The following is a 21,134-nucleotide window of genomic DNA, read 5'->3' as shown; positions in this document are numbered from 1 at the left end:
TAAATATAAGAATATGCATGAGGCCTCAAAAATGCCGGTAGTAAATTTTCATCTCGTTGAAGGGTCTTGTTCGGCTGAGCAAAAAGTGCGTTTGCTCCAGGATGCCTCACATCTTTACAGCAAGGTTTTGCTGTCACCGATGGACCGGGTGCGGGCGATAATCACCTTGCATGCAGCAGATGAGTTTGCTGTTGCCGGGCACTGTGTCAGTACCCATCGACTGCATGCGCCGTACTTCGAGTTCATCGTGCTCGAAGGACGCCCATTGGACGAACGTCAGAAGCTAATGACCGGATTTACTTCCTTGCTGGTCGAAATATTAGCAGTTGATCGGAACGTTGTGCGGGGCAGGTGCATCCGGGTTGAACCACAGGACTGGTCGATTGGCGGCATTGGCGCAGATGTCTTACGCGAACAGGAAATCTGTGCACGGGCTGCAAAGCTTGAAGTTCTCGGATGAGTACTGAAGAACAAGACGAGGTGTGTGCCACTGCGGCTTTAGAGGCTCTTGGACTTTTGCCGATAGTCACTTCCACTGCGTGAGAACGGGCCATGGAATATCAAGTATTGATCGAAGACACCGGAGAGCATTACGCCTGTGATGAGCGTGAGTCGGTTCTGCATGGTATGGCTCGTCTTGGCCGTCGTGGCATTCCATTGGGATGCCGTGGCGGTGGATGCGGTATCTGTAAGGTTCAGATCCTCAAGGGTGCCTTTGAGGTAAAGACCATGAGTCGCGCACATGTCAGCGTAGAAGAACTGGCGGCCGGCACGGTGTTGGCTTGCCGTGTAATGCCTCAGAGCGACTTGTGTGTGCACGTTGTCGGAAAGATGAAAAAACAGTTTTAACGCATGGCGGTGGCTTGGCGAAAGATCACCATTCCTTGAGTGGAAAAGGTGGTCGCGCCTTTTCGTATTACGTCAGTCAGCCATTTGATCTCGCCAAACTGAGCGAAGACGAAGCTTTCTATGGCGGGAAACTGGCCACTGCAGAATTTTTCTTCGCACGTCTGTTGCTGCGCACCTTGAAGCTAGTGTCCTGAGTGGGTAGTTCGTTAATTTAAGCCTGCCAGAAACAGGTATTCGAATAATTAAAATAGATAAACGAATTAACCACGCAGGACACTAGCTTTTGATCTAAACAGCGCCTCAGAAGGCATCGGCACGAGTTGTTTAGCCGGTATGATCTTGATGCTCTTCAATTCCCCAGGTGATTTTTGCCCACAGACGCTCATGAAAAATATAAGCAAACGTGGTGTATAAATTACTGACGACCATGAAACCGATAGCCACCCGCAGCGTCCCCGTAAATATAAAAATTGTCATGAAGTCCAGGCACATAATTATTACGCGATAGGTGACTGCTTTTACCATTGACCTACGTAGAAGGACGCTTCGAGGCATGGTGAGCCCTGCCATGTTGAGATTTTGAGTAGAAACAGTTTCAACTTAGCACACATGCGTCAGCTACAAGCGGTTGCGGGTATGTCTGCCTCGCTGCTCGAGAGGCAGACATAAATTTAATTCAGTGTCCCTCCCACCCCCGGCGTTTTGCAAGGTGGTTGTCGCTTCAGCCGTATTTTTATGCCGCCATTTTTAGTGCCGTGGGAAGTTGAAGGTCACAAGATCCGCTTTCAGCAACTTGTCCAACTGCTCGCTGGTACGGGGTTGCTCGATAACAAAATGGCGACAACCACTTGGTGGCTGGAGGGGCATTTCCGCGAGAGATTTCCGCAGGTCAATCTGCAAATGCGTCCGATGGTGACTGAGTCGGAGTGTCTGGTATGCGATAAGCGCACATGCCACGTTTCTATTGCAAGCTGTTCACGTGCTCAACAAATTTGCGGGAAAGGCCATCGCCATGCAATGCGCACAGAAGTGGCTTCAGGATCACCTGGCGGAACAGGTACGTATGACAGATCTGGCACAGAGGTTGGCAGTTAGCGAGCGAACCTTGATACGCCGCGTCAATAGGGTGCTTGAGCAGTCGCCGCTAACCTATTTGCAGAACTTGCGCATCGACACGGCGCGCGCGTTGCTGGAGGCCGGTGACCTGAGCACCGAGCAAATCGCCCCCATCATCAAGTCTTCCATCAGTTCGTCGCGGTCCTGATCGTCAAGGGTGCGCTGTACCAACCAGGAGGGTGCGCTGCTGAGCAATGAGGCAATGGCGTGCCCGGCGGCCTGAAGCCGATGCGGGGTCAACAGTGTTCTATACCCCAGTGCCACGAGCAGTTGGCGCTCATATTGTTCGCGTAAATGGCTGACACGCAGTTGTTGTTCTTCGTTCAGACAACAACTGTCGCGTTCAGCCAGGCGAAAGTGCAACGGCATTTCCCGGTACAGATTCAGGTGTGCCCGGATAATGACTTGCAAGGTGTTCACCCCGTCATCAGGGCTTTGCTCTATCAGACGTACAGTGGTCAGCAGTTCTTCGTAAAGCTCCTCGATCAAGTCGAGGAGCAAATGCTGTTTGCTTGGATAATGATGGTAAAGCGAGCCAGGTGTGAGCCCGAGATAGGTTGCCAGCTCGCGCATGCCAACCTGGCCGAATCCCTTTCTGGCGAACAGATCCAGTGCCTTGTCACGGCTCTGAGCGAAGCGTGAACAGCGCTCAGGTATAGACATGGAAACCGCGCCCGCTTTTGCGGCCCAGATAACCTGCCGCGACCATTTCCTTGAGCAGTTGCGCTGGACGATATTTCGGGTCATTGAAGCCATCATGGAAACTCTCCATGATCGCCAGCATGGTATCCAGGCCGATCAGATCAGCCAGCGCAAGCGGGCCGATAGGGTGATTGCAGCCCAATTGCATGCCGGTATCGATGTCCTTGGCGTTGGCCAGGCCTTCCTGCAAAACGAAGATCGCTTCGTTGATCATCGGACACAGAATGCGATTGACCACGAAGCCCGGGCTGTTGCGAGCCGTGACTGCACTCTTGCCAATCTGTTCGGCGAGTTTCAGCGCCAAGGCGTGGGTGATGTCCGACGTTTGCAAACCGCGGATGACCTCCAGCAATGCCATCATCGGTACAGGGTTGAAGAAGTGCAGACCAATGAAGCGAGCCGGGTGTTTGACCACTGCCGCCAATTCGGTAATCGACAGCGATGACGTGTTAGTTGCGATGACGCAGTCATCACTCACGGTGTCATCGATTCGTTTGAGAATGCGTTTTTTGAGCTCCAGATTCTCGGTTGCCGCTTCAATGACCAACTCGGCTCCATTCAACGCCACGTAGTCGGTGCTGAGAGAGATCCGGTTGAGAGCACCTTGCATCTCCGCTGCTGTAATCGTTTCTTTGCGCAGCTGGCGATCGAGATTCGTAGTCAGCGCCGACAGACCTTTTGCGAGCGCCTCATCGGAAATATCAATCAATGTCACGTCTATTCCGGCAAGTGCACACACTTGGGCAATCCCGTTGCCCATGGTGCCTGCGCCAATGACTGCTAGTTTTTGAATACTCACTTACAACCCCTCAAACGCGTTCGAAAATGGCGGCGATGCCTTGGCCGCCACCAATGCACATGGTCACCAGCGCATAGCGCCCGCCGATGCGGTGCAGTTCGTGGATAGCTTTGGTCGCAATGATCGCGCCGGTAGCCCCGACCGGATGGCCAAGGGCAATGCCCGAACCGTTCGGGTTGACCTTGGCCGGATCCAGATTCAATTCCTGAGTCACAGCGCACGCCTGCGCGGCGAACGCGATATTGGCTTCGATAACGTCCAGATCAGCCACAGTCAGACCCGCACGCTTGAGCGCAAGACGCGTGGCGGGGATCGGACCGAGGCCCATCAATTCTGGCTCGACACCCGCATGGGCATAAGCGACCAGGCGGGCGAGGGGACGCAGGTTATTGGCTTTGACTGCGGCACCGGTGGCCATCACCAACGCGGCGGCACCGTCATTCAGACCGGATGCATTGCCAGCAGTGACCGAGCCATCCTTCTTAAAGGCCGGCTTCATTTGCGCCAGTTGCTCCAGAGAGGTAGCACGAGGGTGCTCGTCGATATTGAACAGTTGGGTGCCTTTGCGGCTTCGAATTTCAACGGCAGCGATTTGCTCGATAAAGCGACCCTCCTCGATGGCACGAAACGCCCGAGTCTGGTCCTCCATGGCCAGGGCATCCTGCATCTCGCGGCTGATGCCATGGCGTTCGGCAATATTCTCGGCGGTGATGCCCATGTGAAAACCCTGGAAGGGGTCGTGCAGAATGCCGAGCATGTAGTCAATGGCCTGGGTGTTGCCCATGCGAGCGCCCCATCGAGCGGCGGGCAGAATGTACAGGCCACGGCTCATGGCCTCGACTCCTGCGCCAATGGCGATTTCAGCGTCGCCCAGCAGCAAGGTTTGTGCAGCCGAGATGATCGCTTGCAAACCGGAACCGCACAGGCGGTTGACGTTGTAGGCGGGCGTTTCCTTCGGGATGCCGGCGTTCATCGCCGCGACTCTGGAGATGTAGGCATCCTGGGGCTCGGTCGGAATGACATTGCCCATCACGACATGTTCGACGTGCGCCGGATCGACACCACTGCGTTGCAAGGCAGCCTTGACGGCCGTGGTTGCCAGATCGGCCATCGGCACATCTTTGAGCGATCCGCCAAAGGTGCCGATTGCAGTGCGTGCGGCACCGACAACGTAAATATCAGGAGTGTTCATGGAGTTATTCCTTGTAGGGATGACGGGTTTTCAAGCGGTCTTACCGAAATCAGGTAATGGCGCCGCAGCCGACATCTGGGATACTGCTAATCAGGTGGACAGTCTAAGGGGCGAGCAGGCGCCGGGCCTATGCCAAAACCGCTCAGCAAAACTGCTATTTTTTGCCATAGGCAACCCAGTATCCATGAACGAAAAACACTCCGTTTCTTCCTACTTCGCCAAGGCGCTGCTCTATCAATTTAGTGGCCGGTCAGTGGAAACCGCTCGTCTTTTAGAGCAGGCAGGGTTCGCGGAGCGCTCGCTGGATGAACTGCCTGAACGGGTAGCCGCGACAAACTTCGCCGCGCTTTGGCTGGCCGTGGTGAAGGAGCTTGACGACGAGTTTTTTGGTTTGGACTCCCATGGCATGCCCTTGGGCAGTTTCGCCCTGATCTGCCGAGGATTGATCCAGGTTCCTACAGTAGAGAAGGCGCTAAAGCAGTCGCTGGACTACTTCAAACTGTTCCTGCGTGACATTGAATGCGAAGTACAGGCCCGCGGTAAACGCAGGGTGGTGGTCATGCGTTGTACCAGCAAGGATGAACATTTGCGGGCCATCGTGATTGAGACCTTCATGGTTCTGATCGTTGGGTTGATGTGCTGGCTGGCAGGCAGGCGCATGCCCATCAGTCGCGTGCAATTCGAACATTCGTTGCCTGGACACGGTGATGAGCACTTGCTGTGGGGTGCTTACGTGGAGTTTGACGCGAATATCACGGAAATCGAACTGGATCCTGAATGCTTGAAGCTTCCGGTCATTCAGGATCGACAATCGCTGTACACCTTTTTACGTAACGCTCCGCAGTCGGTGTTTATCCGTTTTCGTAACAGAGAGGGATACAGCGCCCGAATTCATCAACGCTTGAAATCCTGCGGCTACGATCACTGGCCGACGCTCGAACAGCTTGCCGCAGAGTTTGCGATTAACCTCAGCAGCCTGCGGCGTGCGTTAGAGCGTGAAGGGTTTACCTACCAACAGATCAAGGATGAAATGCGTCGATCCATTGCCTTCGAACGATTGCGTACGACGTCCATGAGCATCGCCGAAATCGCTCAGGAGGCGGGGTTCCGGGAACCCAGCGCGTTCCATCGAGCGTTCAAGCAATGGACCGGGGAGAGCCCTGGAGCCTTTCGTCGTCGCCGGTGAGGTCTAAAAGCCATTACGTCAACCTTCTGCTGAAAACGTTTGCCTGACCCTTGCGCCGGGTCAGTTTCCGCGCTCCTTGGGCGCCATGACGCCACCTCTGCACAAAACGGATAGATATCTGCACAGGTCGGATATTGCGTTTTGTTTCGCCTCCATAGCCTCGCATGGCCTCAACAAAAGCGATGGACTTCTCGTCCGCCGTTCTAAAAACAACAACGAGAGACGGATGCCATGCGCAATATCGACGTACATGAGGTTATCGAAAAACCTGCTGATCTTCAGTTACACCTGAACGCCGCTGTGATCAGCATGGCTGCTCATAGGGCACGTAAAATATGGGCCGGTTTGCTGTTGATGGTTGCAGGCGTGGGCGCAGTGGTGTTGGCCTGGGGTGATAATGAGCGCCTGCTGCTGGCCGGCGGAATCAACCTCGCGTTGCTGCTCGCATCCGCGCTCTATCATCGGCAACTTGCGGTTGTGCGACAGGAACCGCCAAAGCGCGAGTTGGAGGTTCCGGTACTCAGTGCTCCGGTGGCCGTTGTGCAAACGCAGGCCCAGATACCCAACCCTGTGTGGCCGGGGGCACACGTTCAGGCCACCCTGGAGCAGTTGACCCAAGCAGTACTGCAAACCGAGGAGGACATGCGCTTCGCCGATCAGTTGGCGCGGACTGCTGGCGAACGGGTGAAGTCGAGTGCGCAAAGCATGCAGTCATCGGCGAGTGTGCTCGGCGATCTGAATCTCTATATGCAGGGTCTCGATCAGGTGTTCAACGAGCTGAGCAGTCAGTCGGTACGAATTGGCGCCATTGTCGGGAGCATTCAGGACATTGCCCGACAGACCAATTTGCTGGCATTAAATGCGGCCATCGAGGCCGCACGGGCGGGTAGTCATGGTCGAGGTTTCGCCGTGGTAGCAGACGAGGTGCGCAATCTGTCTCGCCAGGCCGCCGATTCCAGTGCGCAGATCCGACACATCGCCACGGGCCTGGAACAGTCTGCCGAGAATGCGCGCCAGGGTATCGAGCACTTGGCGGGGTCGACGCGGTTGGGCCTGGAAAAGGCCGAGGTCGCGTTGCACTCAATGGGTGAACTTCAAAATGGTGCAATAGCGCGGGTAGTAGTGGTCGAGCGCATCATGCAGCGATTGGCCAGCCTGCATGAATTGTCATTGGAGGCGAAACGGATAGTCGCATGAAACCGTGCTGCTCCCTGAAGACACACGGTTCGGGGCACTTGAATGAAGTGACGACGCGTCTGAGCGCGTAGGGCAAAGGACTGTGTACCCGTTTGTTTACCAAACAAGTACACAGTCGATCTCAAGTCCATCTAAACGATGTCGATGATGGATTTAACCTAAACCCAAACAAGATAAGTCTCATGGTTAGCATCACCTCTGTTTCGATCAACCAGACCCTTTCGACGCCTTCGAGTAAAACCGCGACCACCTCAGGGTCGTTGCAGACCGCCACGGCGGCGTTGTTGCAGGCATTGCAGGATGAAGGCAGCACCACCACGGGTTCGATGGTCAGTACCTCGGCTTAATTGGCTGCCGGTAAACTGGGCGTAAAATCGAAATTTAGTTCTTGCCAATGACGGATATAAATACTCAGCTTCACTGAGTATTTATATCGAAAGAGCGAGGAGGGTGGCGGCTGGTCTCTGGCAGGATTCCTGCTGACATCTACCTGGTTGAATACTTAAGGTTGAAAGACTTTGATGTCGATAATCCTGTTTTTTTTGCTAGTGATCAACGCTAAGTAATCCTTGGGTGGCAACCATTAGCTCAGGTAGCTGCCACCTCTGCCGCGATCGATCAGAAGAAATTGTAGGTGTAGTTGAAGAACAGACGGGTCTGATCCAGGTCAGCAGTCCCAGTGTTCCCAGCGTGGTAGGTGCCGTGGCGCAGGGTAGTGCCGAAGCCTTTCAATGGGCCGGTTTGCACCACATAGTCGACGCGCGTGTCGATTTCCGACTCGTGCTGATCGGGCCCATGGCCGTCGGCCGCTTTGATACCGTCGCCCCGCAGGTAGCTGATTGACGCCTTCAGGCCGGAAACGCCAAGACTGGCAAAGTTATAGCTGTACTGGCCGAAGTTGGTGTTCTCACCCGCTCGGGCGAAACTTCCGACGGTAGCGTCGTTGAAAAGGTAAAAACTATAACCGCCTTCGCCTTCGTTTCTACCGTACTTGTTAACCACGCTGGCGTCGTTGTTCCAGACGAAACCACCGTTGTCAGAGACCTGAGTTCGGCCCAGCATCAGCGATTGGTTACCCAAGGAGTAGGTGAACATCGAGCTCCAGGTGTTGTTGTCCACCTTGCCGGTGTTCTTCGCGTAACCACCGTTGTTGTTGAACGCGTAGCCAACCTCACCGTTGCGTCCGTCCGAGGTGCTGTTGAAATAGCGCAGATCGGTCTTGAACGAAGAGTCGTTGGTGATCGGTAGCACATGCACCAGTCCCAAGAAGTTCTGCGAGTAGAAGTTCTCCAGGTTGGCGTAGTAGTACTGCAAGGTTAGGTCTTTGTTGACCTTCCAGTCGCCACCGGCAAAGCGGAATTTATTGCTGCCGTGCGTGGCGCCGGACACCGACAAGCCGGTGCTGTTGGTCGAGGCGCGGCCTTTGACGCTTTCGATCTGGCCACCCGTCAGCGTCAGGTTATCGATTTCCTTGGAGGTGATCATGCCGCCCTCGAAGGTCTGCAGCTGCAGGCGCCCATCGTTGGCCACCAGGATGGGCAGATTTGGGGTCAGTGTGTTGCCATAGCGAATTTCAGACTTGGAGAAGCGTGCCTTGACCGTAGCACCAGCACTGGCCCAAGTGGATTCCGCCGAACCGTCGCTTTTGCTCGGAGTAAAGGTATTGATCGCCGGGTGCATGCCTTTGCCGCCGTCGAGGTGCAGCCCGAGCATGCCTTCAAGGTCTACGCCAAAACCGACAGTGCCTTCGGTAAACCCCGAGATATAATCGAGCTTAAACCCCTGCGCCCATTCTTTTTGATCTGCACCACCGGAGTGGTTATCCGCGTTGAAAAAGAAGTTACGCATGCCCAGTGATAACTTACTGTCTTCGATAAAGTCTGCCCGCGCGGTGGAGGTTAATCCAAGACCCACGGTTAGGCTCGTCAGCGCCAACGTGGCCGACAGTGATTTGCTGTGCATAGTTGCCCCAAAGTGTATTTATTATGAATTATTAACAAGCGTGACGCGCCAGTGCTATCTGTCAGTAAGTAATGGACTGGCGCGGTGTTATTTTTCATCCGGTGGTTAAACGGTGTGACCAGGTAGATAAGTGCCCGAATAGAAATAATGTCTACCTGCGTGGTCTGATCGCTCTTGGCAATGGCAGCATCATAGACTGGCAAGTACCATTGCGATCAACGCGACTTTTACGCTAATTTCTAACCCCGGTATAACTAATTGCAGCCGTCTTGTATGGACTGGTTTTCCGCTAGGAATGGCCTGAAAAAGCTTTGGCAAAAAAATTAGACCCAGAAATACGCGGCTTTCAACTCGATGGCTTTCCAGAAAGGAGAATTTTTCAGCGTTTCCCTGGGTGCTGTCGAAAGCAGGTCTTGGAATAGCTTCTGTGAAGCCGGCGGATTCTAAGGCAGTGTTGAAACAGTGAGTAGGCCGGTTTGTGATAAACACTGTTTCCTAAATGCGGGGTAATTCATTTCGTTAAGGCGCCGATGTATCGATAGCCTGCCGATTAGCCGTTGCGGTGTCCATTCGGCGTGTTCGCGGTGACTCTTGGGCATGTGCTCGGTTTTGCGGTCAGTAATTTCGTTCAAGACCGATCTGCGCTATTTCAACAGCACCTCGGACGGACGCAACGGTGAGGTTGGCTACGCGTTCAACAACAACGGTGGTTACGCGAAGAACACCGGCAAGGTGGACAACAACACCTGGAGCTCGATGTTCACCTACTCCTTGGGTAACCAATCGCTGATGCTGGGCCGAACTCAGGTCTCTGACAACGGTGGTTTCGTCTGGAACAACGACGCCAGCGTGGTTAACAAGTACGGTAGAAACGAAGGCGAAGGCGGTTATAGTTTTTACCTTTTCAACGACGCTACCGTCGGAAGTTTCGCCCGAGCGGGTGAGAACACCAACTTCGGCCAGTACAGCTATAACTTTGCCAGTCTTGGCGTTTCCGGCCTGAAGGCGTCAATCAGCTACCTGCGGGGCGACGGTATCAAAGCGGCCGACGGCCATGGGCCCGATCAGCACGAGTCGGAAATCGACACGCGCGTCGACTATGTGGTGCAAACCGGCCCATTGAAAGGCTTCGGCACTACCCTGCGCCACGGCACCTACCACGCTGGGAACACTGGGACTGCTGACCTGGATCAGACCCGTCTGTTCTTCAACTACACCTACAACTTCTTCGGATCGATTCTGTTGAAAAGTAGATCTCCTGCCTGGCCTGCGGCAAAATATGGACATCGGCCGGCGGGAGGATTCGCAGCATGATGGGCCAATTGTCGAGTGGACAGGAACGGCTGTTTTACTCGTTCAACATTGAAGATCACATCCCAGCAAATCACCTCCTGCGTAGCATTGATCGATGGCCCGATCTGAGCGACCTGCGCCATTACCTCGCCGATTTTTACAGCCCGATTGGGCGTCCTTCGATTGATCATGAGCTGATGATTCGCCTGCTGATCGTGGGCTACTGCTACGGTATCCGCTCCGAGTGTTGACGCTGAAACCCAATTTTACCCACATGCCGACGCAAGACTGCCCCTCGGTCGTCCAAATAGCCGTTGATGACCTGCAAAATTCCACCGGCCAGCTCATGTTTTTCCAACAGCCGGCGGAAGTTTGGGATTGTGGTTCCATCCGGAATCCGATCCAAATGCAGTCCGGCAAACTGGCGCATAATTGTGGTTTCGCAGAGGGACTCTTACATCGCCGGGTCGCTGTAGCCGGACCAGTTTTGCATCAGAGGAACCCGCAGTATGGCCATCAACGGATACGCCGGACAACTGCCTTCACCCTTCGGATAATGCGGTTTGATCAACGCAATCAGGCCTTTCCAGGGCACGACCTGATCCATCTCAATCAGGAAACGCTCGTAGCGGGTCTGCTTACGTTTGCCAGCGTACTCGGCATCAGCGAAAGACATTTGCTTCATCAAGGCTCAACCGTTCAGTTCGTGGGACAGGCGTATTTCACCAGATTTGGAAGTCTTCTTCAGACCATCCCTAAGTCTTCATCGTAATCGATTTAAAATACTTCACTGACGTGTGTCACACGCGCTGCGAGTCTCCAATCATGAACGATAAGAAAGTAGCCCATCAAGAAGCAGGTAATTGAGTATTAGCTCGTTGCTCGAGATTTTGCCCGAGCCTCGGAAAGTTCACAGCTTAATATTTTTATTCAGTTCGATGACCGTTTGTACACACCGGTGGGTTTTTGGGTAATCATACTGGTATGACAGGTATTTTTTGATGACTGACTTAATCGAAAAAAGCCTGGAATAGCGTGAACTCTTCGCTGTTCCGGGCTTTTTATGTGCATGAATTCTCCGACGTACTTTTTCTAATTTGCCTCTTTGACCGCACTCAGAAACGCGCACGTGCGTTCTTGCTGTGGGTTTTCGAAAATTTGCGCCGGGGTGCCTTGTTCGTGGATCTGGCCTTTGTAGAAGAAGCACACGCGGTCGGCGAACTCCCGGGCGAAGCCCATTTGGTGGGTGACCATGAGCATGGTCAGGTTGTGTTCGGTGCCGAGCTTGCGGATCACGTTGAGCACTTCGCCGCACAACTCCGGGTCTAGCGCAGAGGTGACTTCGTCGAACAGCATGACTTTTGGGCGCATGGCCAGGGCGCGGGCGATGGCCACGCGTTGTTGCTGGCCGCCCGAGAGTTGGGAAGGGTAGTGACCGAATTTATCCTTCAGTCCCACCAGCTCCAGCAGCTCGGCAGCGCGTTCTCGGGCTTCGGCGGACTTCATACCCAGCACTTGCACCGGTGCCTCAATCACGTTCTGTAGCGCGGTCATGTGTGGGAACAGGTTGAAGCTCTGGAACACCATGCCTATCTTGCCGCGTACGCGACGGACATGCCGATCGTTGGCCGGTACCAAGACGCCGTTGCGATTGGTCATGTGAGTCAAGGACTCATCGTCGACCTGGATCAGCCCTTCGTCGATGCCTTCCAGGGTCATCAATACCCGTAGCAAGGTGGATTTACCCGAGCCGCTGGGGCCGATGATCGCGACCTTTTCACCGCATTTAACGTCGAGATTGAGTTTGTCCAGCACCGTGAAGCTGCCGTAGCGCTTGATCACATCCTTGAAGCTGACAATCGGCTTATCCAGATTCTGCAGAGGCATGGCGGTGGCCTCATGGGATTGCGCCAGCGGCGGCAGGCTGCCGGGTTGGGCGAAGGCTGCATGAGATGTAGTAGTCATTAGCGTAGCTCCAGGCGCACTTCGAGGCGCCGTACCAGGTAGGCCAGAACAATGCTCAAAGCCAGGAAGAACAGACCGACCATGGTAATCGGCTCCAGGTAACGAAAACTCTCGGACCCGATGTTTTTCGCTTGCTGCATGATTTCGACCACGGTGATTGCCGACAGCACAGGTGTGTCTTTGAGCATCGCGATCAGGTAGTTGCCCAGCGGCGGCAGAATCGGCCGCAGTGCCTGGGGAAGAATGATGTTGCGATAGGCCGCGTACGGCGCCATGTTCAAGGCGGTTACGGCCTCCCACTGTGCGCGCGGCACGGCATCCAGCCCGCCGCGGTAGACCTCGGCGATGTAGCAAGCATAGTGCAGTCCGATACCGAAGATGCCGACCTGCATCGCGGTCATGCTCACCCCATAATTGGGGAGTACGTAATACAGGAAGTACACCTGAATCAGCAGCGGCGTGCTGCGGATGAACTCGATCACAGCGGTGGCGGGCCAGGATAACCACATTCTGCGGCTACGGCGGCCGATGGCAAGAAATAACCCCAGGACGATGGCGATCAGAAAGCCGATCAGGGTGATGCCCAGGGTATTGAGCGAAGCACGCAACAAGTCCGGAAGGATCTGCCAGGCGTAGTTCCAGTCGAAGAAATTCATGACAGGCCTCCACGCATACGACCGCGACTCAGGTGGCGCTCTATACGGCGCATGCCGAAGTTGATGGCCTGTGCCATGATGAAATACATCACTAGCGCCAGACTGAAGATTTGTAAGGTCTCGAACGTCGCCTGATCAAGCTGGCGGGCGCGAAAGCTCAGGTCGGACAAGGTAATCAACGACACTAGCGAGGTGTTTTTCAGCAGCTCGATCAGCAAGTTAGTACCTGGTGGAATCGCCGCCAGCAACGCCTGCGGCAGAATGATGCGGCGAAAGCGCTTGAAGCCGCTGAAGTTCAACGCGGTAGAGGCTTCGTATTGCCCCTTGGCCACCGAACTGATGGCACCTCGCATCACTTCCGCACCATAGGCACCGATGTGCAGGCCCAAGCCGACAATGGCCACGGTGTAGGGACTCATTTCGATGTTGAAGGGCGGCAACGGCAACACAAAGAACAGCCAGAACAACTGCACGAGCAGCGAGGTGCCACGAAACAGTTCGATGTAGGCGATGGAAAACCATTTCACCGGTAAAAATTTCGACATACGGCCTACTGCTGCCGGGATCGCTGCGGCGATGGCCAGCAGCGAGCCGAAGAACGTCACCTGAAGAGTTACCCAGGCGCCTTGTATTAAAAGCGGTAGTAATTCACCCATGATTCAACCTGAAGGTCCGGATTGTGTGGGGAATAGGCACGACACCAAAGCGCCATGCCCGTCTCGACTCATACCTGTTCGATCAGGGCTGAGCGCAAAGCTCGGCAGCCGTTTTAGTCGTCACGTTGGATTTGTCAAAACCGAAGGGAGCGACGGCTTTCAAATGCTCTTCGGACCCCAGCCACTTATGCAACTCGCCGTTGACCGCATCGCGCAAATCCTTGTCTTCCGGGCGGAAGGCCAGGGCGCCATAACCGATGTGCGCAGGGTCGTCTTTGAACTCAGTCATCGCTTCGACTTTGTCTCCGCCCTTGCTGGCCAAACCTTTCATGGTCAGTTGGGTGCCAACCGCAGTATCGGCACGCCCGTTACGCACGGCTTGCAGCTGCGCGGTGGTATCGGGCACCTGCAGAACTTGCGAGTCCTTTACCCCGGATTCCCGGGCGTACTTGATGTTTACCGTACCGGACATGATCGCGACTTTCACGTCCGGGTTCTTGGCGATGTCTTCATAGCTGTGCAGGTTCTTCGGGTTGCCCTTGACCACCAACAGCGCATCCGGCAGTTGGTACTGCGGATCGGTGAAGATCACTTGTTTGCAACGTTCGGGGGTGATGTACATGCCCGCGGCGATGACATCGAAGCGACCTGCGCGCAGGCCAGGAATCAATGAGCCCCATTCGGTCAGCACACCATCAACCTTTTTGATTCCCATCTTTTCAAAGATGATTTTTGCGATCTCCGGCGACTCGCCGGTGACGTTGCCATTGGTTTCGGTATAGGCGAAGGGGGTTTCATTGGCATAGCCAATGCGGACGCTGCTGTTCTGTTTGACGGTCTCGAGGGTGGTTGCCGCTTGGGCGCTTGCCACCAGGCCGAACACCGCACAAGCCACAAACAGCTGCCGCAGAGGGGGTGAAGCGTTTAGAGAGAAATTGCTCATCGATAAAATCTCCTGTTTCTTGTGGACCCGTCGCAGGACGGCTCTGTGTTAGGAGGCAGTGTTGCAAGAGCAAAGCGTACTGAGGTCGTCTTTTTTGGATCAATTGCGCGGTGAAGCCGCTCAGTACAGGTCGATGTACTTTTGTTAGGGTTGCCGAAACAGTCGGATTTGACCATGGACCGAGGATACAAAAGCTCAGTGCATCATTGCATTGCACTAGGACAATTGCTTTGTTCAGTTTCTCGCGGGATGCTGTAAACCCAAGGGCGCAAACGGGTTCGGGCGATGATGAACAAGTGGAAAGCAGCGCTGGATCTCGCCCGCAGCGGCGAGTCCAAATACAAAATCCTGGTTAAGGCAATTGCCGGCGACATTGAACAAGGCGTGTTGGCCAATGAACAACGCCTGCCGCCGCAACGACAAGTGGCCGTCGCGATGGGCATCAGTGTGCAGACGGTGACTAACACCTATAAGGAGTTGGAGCGCCAGGGACTGGTGCGCTGCGAGGTCGGGCGCGGCAGTTTCGTTTCGCGGCGCATGAGCGACCGGGTGGCCAACTATATCCTCGACAGCCCAGAGCGGGCGCTGGTAGACCTGTCCATTGCGCGGATCATCATCACTCCCGAGCATGGCCGTTTCTGGCGTGATACCTGTGCCGAACTCAGCACCGAAGAAGAACAGCCCTGGATTCATGCCTGTCGGCCGATTGCCGGTTTCGAATCCCATCGCGAGGCCGCTGTGTACTGGATTGGCCGTCAAGGCCTGAAAGTCGAGCGTGACTCCCTGTTGATCACCAACGGTGCAGCCCATGGAATATTCCTGGCCCTGGCATCGTTGGCTGGGCCTGACGATGTGGTGCTCTGTGAAGGCGTGACTGACCATGGCGTGATCGGTAACTCACAGGTCCTGGGTTTTACCCTCAAAGGCCTGGAAATGGATCGGTATGGTATCAATCCCGAGCATTTCGAGGACATGTGCAGCAATGAGCGCATCACCGCACTGGTCTGCACACCGAATCTGAATAACCCGACCACCACCTTGATGCCGGATGCGCGTCGCCGCGAGATTGCCGACATTGCCCGAAAGTTCGGCGTGCACATCATCGAAGATGACGTCTATGGCCCGCTGCTGGATGAACAACGGCCGCCGCCCATCAGTCACTACTTGCCTGAGCTGTCGTTCTATTGCACCAGCATGACCAAGTCGGTGCTGACCGGGTTGCGCATCGGTTATCTGGTGGTGCCCAAACGCCTGGCGTTGCGCACCGAAAGTATCTTGCGGGTCAACAGCTGGATGGCGACGCCGATGGTGGCGGAAATCGCTGCGCGCTGGATCTGCGACGGGCGCGCCGACACCCTGGTACGGCTGCAGCGCAAATTGCTCAATACGCGGCAGGCAATGGTCAGTGAACACCTGGGGGAGTATGTGCTCGGTCAGCACCCCAACGCGCTCAATGCCTGGATCAGCATTCCGCACCACTGGGAGCTCGACAGCCTCGTCCGGGCGCTGCGCCACAAGCATATCGCCGTTACCTCGCCCGACCCGTTCATCGTACGCGGGATCCCACGACCACGGGCCGTTCGGGTGTGTGTCGGTGCCGAGTGCAGCGATGAAGAGATGCGCGACGCCTTAATCGGCATGCGTGAAATATTCGGTCAGTATCCGCAGATTCATGATTTCTGAACTCGTGCGCGGCGGTGCACAGGGCAAAAAAAGATTCTCGGGTAAATTGCCCTAGTACATTCATCCACCCAATTCAGTCCTCTTAGACTGCCCCCAACACCTACGGTCGGGACGCGGTCATGCCAGAGTTGCAGCTAAACGATATTTACCTCGCTCGTCAGCGCATTCAGACGCTGATCTGTCGCACGCCGCTGGACTATTCGCCCAGCCTATCGCGGTTGATAGGCGTTGCGGTGTACCTCAAGCTGGAGTCGCAGCAGATCACCGGCAGCTTCAAATTGCGCGGCGCCAGCAATGCCGTTGCTCAACTCAGCGCAAAAGACAAGACGCGTGGCGTGGTCGCCGCGTCGACCGGCAATCATGGTCGAGCGCTGGCGTATGCGGCATCGCAACTTGGGGTGAAAGCCACCATCTGCCTGTCGCATCTGGTGCCTGCGAACAAGGTGCAGGCGATTCGTGAACTGGGTGCTGAAGTCCGCGTCGTCGGCCAGTCCCAGGATGACGCCCAACGCGAAGCCGAACGTATTTCAATCGAGCAGGGCGCCGCCTTGCTGCCGCCGTTCGACCATCCGGCAATCATCGCCGGGCAGGGCACTTTGGGCCTGGAGATCCTCGAACAACAGCCGGATGTCGCTCAAGTGCTGGTGCCGCTGTCCGGTGGAGGCCTGTTCGCCGGCGTGGCCCTGGCCTTGAAAAGCGTCAACCCGAATATCCGTTTGTACGGCATCAGCATGCAACGCGGCGCGGCGATGCACGCCAGCCTCGAAGCCGGTCAGCCCGTGGAAACCGAAGAACTGCCGACCCTTGCCGATTCCCTGGGCGGCGGCATCGGCCTGGACAATCGCTATACCTTCGCCATGACACGCCAACTCTGCGACCAGGTGCATCTGTTGAGCGAAGCATCGATTGCCAACGGCATTCGCCACGCCTACCGCGAAGAACGGCAGGTGGTGGAGGGCGCGGCGGCTGTGGGCATCGCCGCGTTGCTCGACGGTCTGATCGAACCCCATGGACCGATTGTGGTGGTGGTCAGCGGCCGCAATGTCGACATCGAACAGCATTTGCGCGTATTGGCCGGGGCCGACGCTTGAGTCAGCGGATCCATAGAACCATAAGAATAGGAGTCCACCGATGGCTGCAATTACCTTACTGAACGAAGCGGATTTGCGCTCCTGTGTCGCCCTGAACCTGCAAAGTATCGACGCCGTGGAGCAAGCTTTTTCGTTGCTGGCGACCGCTGCAGTGGCGATGCCGCCGATCCTGCGTCTGGACATCCCGGAACATAATGGCGAGGTGGATGTGAAAACCGCCTACCTACCGGGACTGGAGCGCTTTGCGATCAAGGTCAGCCCAGGTTTTTTCGACAACCCTAAACTTGGTCTGCCGAGTCTCAACGGCATGATGATGTTGCTGTCGGCCCGTACCGGTTTGCTTGACGCCTTGTTGCTGGACAATGGTTACCTGACAGCGGTGCGCACTGCCGCCGCCGGCGCGGTTGCTGCGCGTTGGTTGTCACGCGAGGACTGCCGCAGTGTGGCGTTGATCGGCGCGGGAGAGCAGGCGGCGCTGCAATTGCAGGCGTTGCGCCTGGTGCGGCCTATCGATGACGTTCGGGTCTGGGCGCGCAATGCGAGCAAAGCCGCGGAATTCAGTGCCGAACTGGCACGCAGTACGGGTTTGTCGGTGACGCCCTGCTTGAACATCGATAGCGCTATGGAGGGCGTGGACATCGCCATCACCTGCACGCCCAGTCGCGAGCCATTGATCGAGCCCCGGCACTTGCACCCAGGCCTGCACATCACCGCCATGGGCTCCGATGCCGAACACAAAAACGAAATCTCCCCCCTGGTCCTGGCTCGGGTTGACCGTTATGTCGCCGACCGACTCAGCCAGACCCGGGTCCTCGGCGAGCTACACCACGCCCTGAGCGCAGGGCTGATCCCCGACGAATCTGCGCTGGCCGAGCTGGGGCAGGTAATCGCCGGCCAAACGCCGGGTCGCAGCGACGATACGCAAATCACTTTGTGCGACCTCACCGGGACCGGCGCCCAAGACACTGCCATCGCCAATCTGGCATTTGAACGGGCAAGTCAGGCAGGCAAAGGTTTTCAGTTCGGCAGTTGATCCGGTTGCACCCACTTTTCATTCATTCATCCGTGCGTCATTTATCAGAGGGCATGTGCATGTCTCAGATAGTCGTCAATCTCCCCTTCGAGCGGGAAGAGTACGCCCAGCGTCTGGCCAAGGTTCGCTCGGCCATGCAAGCGCAGGGCATTGAGCTGTTGCTGGTCACCGACCCGTCGAATATGTCCTGGTTGACCGGTTACGACGGTTGGTCGTTCTATGTGCACCAATGCGTGCTCCTGGCGCTGGACGGCGAACCGGTGTGGTTCGGTAGGGGTCAGGATGCCAACGGTGCCAAGCGCACAGTGTTCATGCAGCACGACAATATCGTCGGCTACCCGGACGATTACGTGCAGTCCCGCGAACGCCACCCGATGGATTACCTATCACAGGAAGTCATCGTCCCGCGTGGCTGGGGCTCACTGAACATTGGCGTGGAGATGGATAACTATTACTTCAGCGCCGCCGCGTACCTTTCGCTGAAAAAGCATCTTTCCGAAGCGACCTTGATTGACGCAGTCGGTCTGGTGAACTGGCAGCGGGCGATCAAATCCCCGCAAGAAATCGCATACATGCGCATCGCGGCGCGGATCGTCGAGAAGATGCATGGACGGATTCTCGAACGTATCGAACCGGGCATGCGCAAGAACGAACTTGTGGCCGAAATCTACAGCAGCGGGATTCTCGGTGCTGACGGTCATGGCGGCGACTACCCGGCCATCGTACCGTTGTTGCCCACGGGTGCCGATGCCAGCGCACCGCACCTGACCTGGGACGACGCGCCATTCGAGAAAGGCGCCGGGACTTTTTTTGAAATCGCCGGATGCTACAAGCGTTATCACTGCCCGCTGTCGCGCACCATCTACCTGGGCAAACCGCCGCAGCATTTCCTCGACGGTGAAAAGGCCGTGGTCGAAGGCATCGCTGCAGGTCTGGAGGCTGCCAAGCCGGGTAACACCACCGGCGATATTGCTGCCGCGTTCTTCAAGGTACTGCAGAAATTTGGCATCCACAAAGACAGCCGTTGCGGCTACCCGATCGGTATCAGCTACCCGCCAGACTGGGGCGAACGCACCATGAGCCTGCGCCCCGGCGATACCAGCGTGTTGCAACCTGGCATGACCTTTCACTTCATGCCAGGCCTGTGGATGGACGATTGGGGGCTGGAAATCACCGAAAGCATTTTGATCACCGAAACCGGCGTCGAGACCTTCTGCCAGGTTCCGCGTCAACTGTTCGTGAAGGATTGATCCATGAGCGATGTGTCTGGTCTGCAATCCGCGAAAAACCCGATCAGCACCACCGTCGATTTCACCCTCGACGGCGTGCAGCACGGTTTTCTCAAGCTGCCGTATTCCCGTGATGATTCTGCCTGGGGCGCGGTGATGATCCCGGTCAGCGTTATCCAGCGCGGTCGCGGGCCGACGGCGCTGCTCACCGGCGGCAATCACGGCGACGAATACGAAGGCCCGGTGGCGTTGAGCAAACTGGCCCAGCGGCTGACGGCGGAAGAGGTGAGGGGGCGGGTGATCATTATCCCGTTCATGAACACGCCGGCGTTTCATGCCGGTCGGCGCACCTCGCCAATCGACAAGGGCAACCTCAACCGTAGTTTTCCCGGCAAGCCGGATGGTACGGTGACCGAGAAGATCGCGGATTATTTCCGCTGCACCTTGCTGCCGTTGGCAGACATCGTACTGGATATCCATTCCGGTGGTCGCACCCTGGATTTCCTGCCGTTCGCTGCCTGTCATGTGCTGCCGGACAAAACCCAGCAAGCCCGATGCGAAGCCGGGATGCTTGCGTTCGGTGCGCCGTACAGCATGCGTATGCTGGAACTGGACGCCGGCGCCATGTACGACACCGCTGCCGAGCAACTGGGCAAGGTGTTCGTCACCACCGAGCTGGGGGGCGGTGGTTCGTCCAGCGCTCGCAGCGCGGCGATTGCCGAGCGGGGCGTGCGCAATCTGCTGATTCACGCCGGCATCCTCGACGGCGAAGTGGCGGTGACGGAATCGATCATGCTCGACATGCCGGACGCTGATTGCTTCATCGCAAGTGAGCATGACGGCCTGCTGGAGATGTGCCGCGATTTGGGCGACAAGGTGCGCAAAGGTGACGTCATCGCTCGAGTTCACGACATCAAACGCACTGGTGTCGCTCCCGTGGAATACCGCGCTGCCCGCAGTGGCTTGCTGGCGGCCCGACACTTTCCCGGTCTGGTGCAGTGTGGCGACACAGTTGCCGTGATCGCTGAAGTGGTGGCCTGATGGTCATCCACTGCCGGCCCTGAGGACAACTTCGCCATGCACAAGCTCGATCGTTATGACCTGAAGATTCTGCGAATCCTCGCCGAAGACGGGCGCATCACCAAATCGAGCCTGGCCGAAGCCATCAACCTGTCGGTCACGCCAGCCTGGGAGCGGGTGCGCAAGCTGGAAGCCGCGGGGCTTGTCAAAGGCTATCGGGCGCAGATCGATTGGGGCGCAGTGTTCAAGAGCCAACAGGTGATGGTCGAAATTACCCTGGTCCGACACACCGCGCAGGACATGCGCCGTTTTGAGCAACGCATGTGCGATGCGGCAGAAGTGGCATTCTGTTACGCCACCGGTGGCGGCGTCGATTACATGGCGATGATTCAGGCGCCCGACATCGACACTTACCAGCGTTTCATCGATCAGCTGTTGCTCGAAGACCTGGGCATCGAGCGCTATTTCACCTACATCGTGACCAAGACCATCAAGACCAGTGGCGCGCTGCCTGCCGAGCTGGATCTGGAGCCCTGAACGGGCTGAAAACCGCCACCGCAAA

The 21,134-nt window shown here is 56.3% G+C and carries 22 protein-coding genes and 3 pseudogenes; 15 read left to right on the top strand and 10 right to left on the bottom strand.

The genetic code is table 11. The features are described 5' to 3' along the window. Nucleotides 1-31: 31 nt before the first annotated feature. From RHM55_RS02205 to RHM55_RS02195, 3 genes are all read left to right on the top strand, one after another. Entirely contained in the window at nucleotides 32-460 is a 429-nt protein-coding gene (locus RHM55_RS02205; protein ID WP_322179310.1) for a tautomerase family protein, read from the top strand. 92 nt (nucleotides 461-552) lie between these two features. Further along, nucleotides 553-849, top strand: coding sequence for a 2Fe-2S iron-sulfur cluster-binding protein (locus RHM55_RS02200; protein ID WP_322179309.1), 297 nt, complete (start codon nucleotides 553-555; stop codon nucleotides 847-849). 35 nt (nucleotides 850-884) lie between these two features. Then, nucleotides 885-1,043: a hypothetical protein gene (locus tag RHM55_RS02195; RefSeq protein WP_322179308.1), complete on the top strand. Its 159-nt coding sequence runs from the start codon at nucleotides 885-887 to the stop codon at nucleotides 1,041-1,043. A gap of 130 nt (nucleotides 1,044-1,173) precedes the next feature. Here the strand turns inward: RHM55_RS02195 and RHM55_RS25785 are convergent, their stop codons facing one another. Continuing rightward, nucleotides 1,174-1,326: a DUF2061 domain-containing protein gene (locus tag RHM55_RS25785; protein WP_416151998.1), complete on the bottom strand. Its 153-nt coding sequence runs from the start codon at nucleotides 1,324-1,326 to the stop codon at nucleotides 1,174-1,176. A gap of 535 nt (nucleotides 1,327-1,861) precedes the next feature. On the opposite strand from RHM55_RS25785, the gene RHM55_RS25780 reads away from it, so the two are divergent. Beyond that, the gene (locus RHM55_RS25780) at nucleotides 1,862-2,113 is read left to right on the top strand and encodes a helix-turn-helix domain-containing protein (protein ID WP_369124881.1); all 252 of its coding nucleotides are present in this window, start codon (nucleotides 1,862-1,864) and stop codon (nucleotides 2,111-2,113) included. Here the strand turns inward: RHM55_RS25780 and RHM55_RS02190 are convergent. From RHM55_RS02190 to RHM55_RS02180, 3 genes are read right to left on the bottom strand one after another with little or no spacing between them, the layout of a single operon-like run. Further along, nucleotides 1,999-2,628: a TetR/AcrR family transcriptional regulator gene (locus RHM55_RS02190; protein ID WP_322179307.1), complete on the bottom strand. Its 630-nt coding sequence runs from the start codon at nucleotides 2,626-2,628 to the stop codon at nucleotides 1,999-2,001. The two genes, RHM55_RS25780 and RHM55_RS02190, sit on opposite strands and share 115 nt — an antisense overlap. Continuing rightward, nucleotides 2,615-3,466, bottom strand: coding sequence for a 3-hydroxybutyryl-CoA dehydrogenase (locus RHM55_RS02185; protein WP_322179306.1), 852 nt, complete (start codon nucleotides 3,464-3,466; stop codon nucleotides 2,615-2,617). The genes RHM55_RS02190 and RHM55_RS02185 overlap by 14 nt, the downstream gene beginning before the upstream one ends. A gap of 10 nt (nucleotides 3,467-3,476) precedes the next feature. After that, a complete protein-coding gene (locus tag RHM55_RS02180; RefSeq protein ID WP_322179305.1) occupies nucleotides 3,477-4,658 on the bottom strand; it encodes an acetyl-CoA C-acyltransferase family protein in 1,182 nt (393 codons plus the stop codon). Nucleotides 4,659-4,842: 184 nt separating this feature from the next. Here RHM55_RS02180 and RHM55_RS02175 point away from each other — a divergent pair, with 184 nt between their 5' ends. The 3 genes from RHM55_RS02175 (at nucleotide 4,843) to RHM55_RS02165 (ending at nucleotide 7,388) form a co-directional block, all read left to right on the top strand. Continuing rightward, nucleotides 4,843-5,844 (top strand): AraC family transcriptional regulator, encoded by a 1,002-nt coding sequence (locus RHM55_RS02175; protein WP_322179304.1) that lies wholly within the window; start codon nucleotides 4,843-4,845, stop codon nucleotides 5,842-5,844. A gap of 231 nt (nucleotides 5,845-6,075) precedes the next feature. Further along, nucleotides 6,076-7,041: a methyl-accepting chemotaxis protein gene (locus RHM55_RS02170; RefSeq protein ID WP_322179303.1), complete on the top strand. Its 966-nt coding sequence runs from the start codon at nucleotides 6,076-6,078 to the stop codon at nucleotides 7,039-7,041. A gap of 182 nt (nucleotides 7,042-7,223) precedes the next feature. Next, entirely contained in the window at nucleotides 7,224-7,388 is a 165-nt protein-coding gene (locus RHM55_RS02165; RefSeq protein ID WP_322183154.1) for a hypothetical protein, read from the top strand. A 271-nt stretch (nucleotides 7,389-7,659) separates the two neighbouring features. Here the strand turns inward: RHM55_RS02165 and RHM55_RS02160 are convergent, their stop codons facing one another. Next, complete coding sequence (locus tag RHM55_RS02160) at nucleotides 7,660-9,003, bottom strand: OprD family outer membrane porin (protein ID WP_322179302.1); 1,344 nt, start codon at nucleotides 9,001-9,003, stop codon at nucleotides 7,660-7,662. 624 nt (nucleotides 9,004-9,627) lie between these two features. On the opposite strand from RHM55_RS02160, the pseudogene RHM55_RS02155 reads away from it, so the two are divergent. Further along, nucleotides 9,628-10,230 (top strand): annotated as a pseudogene (locus tag RHM55_RS02155) (OprD family outer membrane porin); the annotation flags it as partial. Nucleotides 10,231-10,313: 83 nt separating this feature from the next. Further along, nucleotides 10,314-10,541 (top strand): annotated as a pseudogene (locus tag RHM55_RS02150) (transposase); the annotation flags it as partial. Between the two features lie 32 nt (nucleotides 10,542-10,573). Here the strand turns inward: RHM55_RS02150 and RHM55_RS02145 are convergent. From RHM55_RS02145 to ehuB, 5 genes and pseudogenes are all read right to left on the bottom strand, one after another. Continuing rightward, nucleotides 10,574-10,981: pseudogene (locus RHM55_RS02145) on the bottom strand (transposase); the annotation flags it as partial. A gap of 407 nt (nucleotides 10,982-11,388) precedes the next feature. Beyond that, complete coding sequence (gene ehuA / locus RHM55_RS02140; protein ID WP_322182687.1) at nucleotides 11,389-12,183, bottom strand: ectoine/hydroxyectoine ABC transporter ATP-binding protein EhuA; 795 nt, start codon at nucleotides 12,181-12,183, stop codon at nucleotides 11,389-11,391. Nucleotides 12,184-12,260: 77 nt separating this feature from the next. Continuing rightward, nucleotides 12,261-12,917, bottom strand: coding sequence for an ectoine/hydroxyectoine ABC transporter permease subunit EhuD (ehuD, locus tag RHM55_RS02135; RefSeq protein ID WP_322179301.1), 657 nt, complete (start codon nucleotides 12,915-12,917; stop codon nucleotides 12,261-12,263). Further along, on the bottom strand, nucleotides 12,914-13,573 hold the full coding sequence (ehuC, locus tag RHM55_RS02130; RefSeq protein WP_322179300.1) for an ectoine/hydroxyectoine ABC transporter permease subunit EhuC: 660 nt from the start codon (nucleotides 13,571-13,573) through the stop codon (nucleotides 12,914-12,916). The genes ehuD and ehuC overlap by 4 nt, the downstream gene beginning before the upstream one ends. Before the next feature lie 82 nt (nucleotides 13,574-13,655). Further along, nucleotides 13,656-14,516: an ectoine/hydroxyectoine ABC transporter substrate-binding protein EhuB gene (ehuB, locus tag RHM55_RS02125; RefSeq protein WP_322179299.1), complete on the bottom strand. Its 861-nt coding sequence runs from the start codon at nucleotides 14,514-14,516 to the stop codon at nucleotides 13,656-13,658. Nucleotides 14,517-14,804: 288 nt separating this feature from the next. On the opposite strand from ehuB, the gene RHM55_RS02120 reads away from it, so the two are divergent. The 6 genes from RHM55_RS02120 to RHM55_RS02095 all read left to right on the top strand — a co-directional run bounded on the left by RHM55_RS02120 (nucleotide 14,805) and on the right by RHM55_RS02095 (nucleotide 21,109). Beyond that, a complete protein-coding gene (locus RHM55_RS02120) occupies nucleotides 14,805-16,199 on the top strand; it encodes a PLP-dependent aminotransferase family protein (protein WP_322179298.1) in 1,395 nt (464 codons plus the stop codon). A 119-nt stretch (nucleotides 16,200-16,318) separates the two neighbouring features. Next, entirely contained in the window at nucleotides 16,319-17,290 is a 972-nt protein-coding gene (eutB, locus tag RHM55_RS02115) for a hydroxyectoine utilization dehydratase EutB (protein ID WP_322179297.1), read from the top strand. A 40-nt stretch (nucleotides 17,291-17,330) separates the two neighbouring features. Further along, nucleotides 17,331-18,323: an ectoine utilization protein EutC gene (gene eutC / locus RHM55_RS02110; RefSeq protein WP_322179296.1), complete on the top strand. Its 993-nt coding sequence runs from the start codon at nucleotides 17,331-17,333 to the stop codon at nucleotides 18,321-18,323. A 59-nt stretch (nucleotides 18,324-18,382) separates the two neighbouring features. Further along, nucleotides 18,383-19,573 (top strand): ectoine hydrolase DoeA, encoded by a 1,191-nt coding sequence (gene doeA / locus RHM55_RS02105; protein ID WP_322179295.1) that lies wholly within the window; start codon nucleotides 18,383-18,385, stop codon nucleotides 19,571-19,573. 3 nt (nucleotides 19,574-19,576) lie between these two features. Next, nucleotides 19,577-20,593, top strand: a complete 1,017-nt coding sequence (doeB, locus tag RHM55_RS02100) for a N(2)-acetyl-L-2,4-diaminobutanoate deacetylase DoeB (protein WP_322179294.1) — start codon at nucleotides 19,577-19,579, stop codon at nucleotides 20,591-20,593. 36 nt (nucleotides 20,594-20,629) lie between these two features. Further along, entirely contained in the window at nucleotides 20,630-21,109 is a 480-nt protein-coding gene (locus tag RHM55_RS02095) for an Lrp/AsnC family transcriptional regulator (RefSeq protein ID WP_322179293.1), read from the top strand. The last annotated feature ends 25 nt before the right edge of the window (nucleotides 21,110-21,134 follow it).

Origin of the sequence: Pseudomonas sp. MH9.2, assembly GCF_034353875.1 — a bacterium.
Lineage (GTDB): Bacteria > Pseudomonadota > Gammaproteobacteria > Pseudomonadales > Pseudomonadaceae > Aquipseudomonas.
This window is presented reverse-complemented; position numbering and strand designations above follow the sequence as displayed.

Coding starts and splice junctions, on each gene's coding strand:
- RHM55_RS02205 (WP_322179310.1), top strand. CDS start 32: ATGCCGGTAGTAAATTTTCATCTCGTTGAAGGGTCTTGTTCGGCTGAG.
- RHM55_RS02200 (WP_322179309.1), top strand. CDS start 553: ATGGAATATCAAGTATTGATCGAAGACACCGGAGAGCATTACGCCTGT.
- RHM55_RS25785 (WP_416151998.1), bottom strand. CDS start 1,326: ATGACAATTTTTATATTTACGGGGACGCTGCGGGTGGCTATCGGTTTC.
- RHM55_RS25780 (WP_369124881.1), top strand. CDS start 1,862: ATGCAATGCGCACAGAAGTGGCTTCAGGATCACCTGGCGGAACAGGTA.
- RHM55_RS02190 (WP_322179307.1), bottom strand. CDS start 2,628: ATGTCTATACCTGAGCGCTGTTCACGCTTCGCTCAGAGCCGTGACAAG.
- RHM55_RS02180 (WP_322179305.1), bottom strand. CDS start 4,658: ATGAACACTCCTGATATTTACGTTGTCGGTGCCGCACGCACTGCAATC.
- RHM55_RS02175 (WP_322179304.1), top strand. CDS start 4,843: ATGAACGAAAAACACTCCGTTTCTTCCTACTTCGCCAAGGCGCTGCTC.
- RHM55_RS02170 (WP_322179303.1), top strand. CDS start 6,076: ATGCGCAATATCGACGTACATGAGGTTATCGAAAAACCTGCTGATCTT.
- RHM55_RS02165 (WP_322183154.1), top strand. CDS start 7,224: ATGGTTAGCATCACCTCTGTTTCGATCAACCAGACCCTTTCGACGCCT.
- RHM55_RS02160 (WP_322179302.1), bottom strand. CDS start 9,003: ATGCACAGCAAATCACTGTCGGCCACGTTGGCGCTGACGAGCCTAACC.
- ehuA (WP_322182687.1), bottom strand. CDS start 12,183: ATGCCTCTGCAGAATCTGGATAAGCCGATTGTCAGCTTCAAGGATGTG.
- ehuD (WP_322179301.1), bottom strand. CDS start 12,917: ATGAATTTCTTCGACTGGAACTACGCCTGGCAGATCCTTCCGGACTTG.
- ehuC (WP_322179300.1), bottom strand. CDS start 13,573: ATGGGTGAATTACTACCGCTTTTAATACAAGGCGCCTGGGTAACTCTT.
- ehuB (WP_322179299.1), bottom strand. CDS start 14,516: ATGAGCAATTTCTCTCTAAACGCTTCACCCCCTCTGCGGCAGCTGTTT.
- RHM55_RS02120 (WP_322179298.1), top strand. CDS start 14,805: ATGAACAAGTGGAAAGCAGCGCTGGATCTCGCCCGCAGCGGCGAGTCC.
- eutB (WP_322179297.1), top strand. CDS start 16,319: ATGCCAGAGTTGCAGCTAAACGATATTTACCTCGCTCGTCAGCGCATT.
- eutC (WP_322179296.1), top strand. CDS start 17,331: ATGGCTGCAATTACCTTACTGAACGAAGCGGATTTGCGCTCCTGTGTC.
- doeA (WP_322179295.1), top strand. CDS start 18,383: ATGTCTCAGATAGTCGTCAATCTCCCCTTCGAGCGGGAAGAGTACGCC.
- doeB (WP_322179294.1), top strand. CDS start 19,577: ATGAGCGATGTGTCTGGTCTGCAATCCGCGAAAAACCCGATCAGCACC.
- RHM55_RS02095 (WP_322179293.1), top strand. CDS start 20,630: ATGCACAAGCTCGATCGTTATGACCTGAAGATTCTGCGAATCCTCGCC.